Here is a 2,847-nt window from a genome sequence, read left to right as displayed (position 1 = left end):
AGCGCGGCAGGCACGCCCGGCGTTAGGGTCGCGTCAAAACCTCCGCGTAGTCCTGGACAAAGCGCCCTTCGCTGCGCAGAGCGGTATTTCGGATCACTTACGATCGCCCCGTGTCCAAGCTGACCGAACTGCCGAAGCGCATACTGATCGGCCGCGCGCTTCGCAGCGACCGGTTGGGCGAGACGCTGCTCCCCAAGCGCGTCGCGCTCCCCGTCTTCGCCTCCGACCCGCTGTCCTCGGTCGCGTACGCCCCGGGCGAGGTGCTGATCGTCCTGTCGATCGCCGGCGTCGGTGCGTACACGTACAGCCCCTGGATCACCGGGGCCATCGTCGTGCTGATGGTCGTCGTCGTCGCCTCGTACCGCAGGACGGTGCACGCCTACCCCAGCGGCGGCGGCGACTACGAGGTCGCCACCACCAACCTCGGCCGCCGCGCCGGCCAGGTGGTGGCCAGCGCGCTGCTCGTCGACTACGTGCTCACCGTCGCGGTGTCGGTCTCCGCGGGGGTGGAGAACCTGGGCTCGGCCTGGGGGTTCGTGGCGGAGCACAAGGTGCTGTGCGCGCTGGTCGTCATCGGCCTGCTGACCACCATGAACCTGCGCGGCATGAAGGAGTCGGGGACCCTCTTCGCCATCCCCACCTACGTCTTCGTCGGCAGCGTCCTGGTCATGATCGCCTGGGGCGCCTTCCGCGGCCTCGTGCTCGGCGACACGATGCGCGCCCCCACCGCCGACCTGGAGATCCGGACCGAGCACGCGGACGGCATCGCCGGCTTCGCCCTGGTCTTCCTGCTGCTACGGGCCTTCTCCTCCGGCTGCGCGGCGCTGACCGGCGTCGAGGCGATCAGCAACGGCGTGCCCGCCTTCCGCAAGCCCAAGAGCCGCAACGCCGCGACGACGCTGGCGATGATGGGCCTGCTGGCGATCGTCATGTTCGTCGGCATCATCGTCCTCGCGCTGCAGACCGACGTGCGAATGGCGGAGCGGCCCGCCGAGGAGCTGCTGCGGCAGGGGGAGGCGGTCGGCGCGGGCTTCGTGCAGAACCCGGTGATCGCCCAGGTCGGCGCGGCCGTCTTCGGCGACGGCTCGCTGCCGTTCGTCATCCTGGCCGCGGCCACGGCGCTGGTGCTGTTCCTGGCCGCCAACACCGCGTACAACGGCTTCCCCGTGCTCGGCTCGATCCTGGCCCACGACCGCTTCCTGCCGCGCCAGTTGCACACCCGCGGCGACCGGCTGGCGTTCAGCAACGGCATCCTCTTCGTCGCCCTGCTCGCCGGCGCCCTCGTCTACGCCTTCGAAGCCGACTCCACCCGGCTGATCCAGCTCTACATCGTCGGCGTCTTCGTCTCCTTCACGTTCAGCCAGACCGGCATGGTCCGGCACTGGAACCGCGTGCTGGCCACCGAGCACCGGCCCGACGAGCGCCGCCGCGCGCTGCGGTCGCGCGCGATGAACGGGTTCGGCGCGGTGTTCTGCGCGCTGGTGCTGGTGGTCGTGCTGATCACCAAGTTCAGCCACGGCGCGTGGATCGCGCTGGCCGGCATGCTCTTCTTCTACGTCGTGATGGCGGCCATCCGCCGCCACTACGACCGGGTCGCGCAGGAGGTCGCGGTCGCCGAGGGCGAGGAGGACGACGCGATGCCGCGCCCCGGGCACGTGCACTCGATCGTGCTCGTCTCCCAGCTGCACCGCCCGACGATGCGCGCGCTGGCGTACGCGAAGCTCGTACGCTCCGACAAGCTGGAGGCGCTGACCATCGGGGTCGACTCCGAGGAGACCCGCAGACTGCAGCAGCAGTGGGTGGACAGCGAGCTGGACGTGCCGCTGACCGTCATCGAGTCGCCGTACCGCGAGATCACCAGGCCGCTGATCGAGTACGTCAAGCGGCTGCGCCAGGAGAAGCCGGACTCGGTGATCAGCGTCTACATCCCGGAGTACGTCGTCGGGCACTGGTACGAGCACCTGCTGCACAACCAGAGCGCGCTGCGGCTGAAGGCACGGCTGCTGTTCACGCCGGGCGTGATGGTGACGTCGGTGCCGTACCAGCTGGGCTCCAGCGAGCGCGCCAAGCGGCGGGCGCGGCGCGGCGCCGAGTGGCAGGCGCCGGGGGCGGTACGGGGCCCGGCCCCGGCGGGCGCGCGGAAGCGGCGAGAGACGACGGGGAAGTAGCGGGGTCCTGGCCGGCGGCTGTGGCTTGCGGGCGTGGACCTGCGGGCGTGGATTACGGGCGTGGGGCCTGCGGGGGTGGCGGGCGTGGGCCTGCGGGGCCGGTCAGGGGCCGTAGGTCTGCTTCCAGCGGCGCCGGTGCCGCCGGTCGCCCTGGCCGGCGCCGTTGACGCGGCCGAGGGCTTCGAGGGCGGCGCCGCCGTTCCAGGTGCCCAGGTAGTCGCGGTGGACGGCGATCAGGCCGTTCTGCTTCGCGTACACCAGCGAGGGCTTGCTGAACCCGGCGGTGGTGACGAGGACGGCGATGTCGGCGCGGGTGTGGGTCCTGGCGCCGAGCAGGTCGCGCAGGTCGCGTTCGGCGATCCGACGGCTGGGCGCGTACCTCTTGCACTGCGTGATGAGGAGGCGGCCGTCGGGGAGCCGGGCGGTGACGTCGACGCCGTGGTCGCCCGACCTGCCGACGCGGCGGACCTCCGTGCAGCCGTCCCGGCGGAGCAGGAGCGCGACGTGCTCTTCGAACTCCTCGCCCGACATGGCGTCGATCTCGGTGAGGGTGCGCCTGCCCGCACTGATCCGGTCGGTCGCGCGCCACTGGCGGTCGCGGCGCCGGATGCCGCGGTCGGTGCGCCGGAGCAGGACGGCCGCTGCCCCGACCGCGGCGGTGGCGAGGGCGCCGAGGGCG

At 71.9% G+C, this 2,847-nt stretch carries 2 protein-coding genes; one reads left to right on the top strand and one right to left on the bottom strand.

Annotated features, from left to right (window positions below; all coding sequences use genetic code 11):
• The first annotated feature begins 110 nt into the window (after positions 1-110).
• Positions 111-2,168, top strand: a complete 2,058-nt coding sequence (locus H5J30_RS25420; RefSeq protein ID WP_181789681.1) for an APC family permease — start codon at positions 111-113, stop codon at positions 2,166-2,168.
• A 102-nt stretch (positions 2,169-2,270) separates the two neighbouring features.
• Here H5J30_RS25420 and H5J30_RS25415 read toward each other — a convergent pair.
• Positions 2,271-2,847 (bottom strand): restriction endonuclease (locus H5J30_RS25415; protein WP_181789680.1); only part of this gene is annotated, 577 nt, incomplete at its 5' end.

It is taken from the genome of Streptomyces phytophilus, from assembly GCF_013870535.1.
GTDB classification, from domain to species: Bacteria; Actinomycetota; Actinomycetes; order Streptomycetales; family Streptomycetaceae; genus Streptomyces; species Streptomyces phytophilus.
Note: the sequence above shows the minus strand (reverse complement) of the source record. Positions and strands in the feature narration are given on the sequence as shown.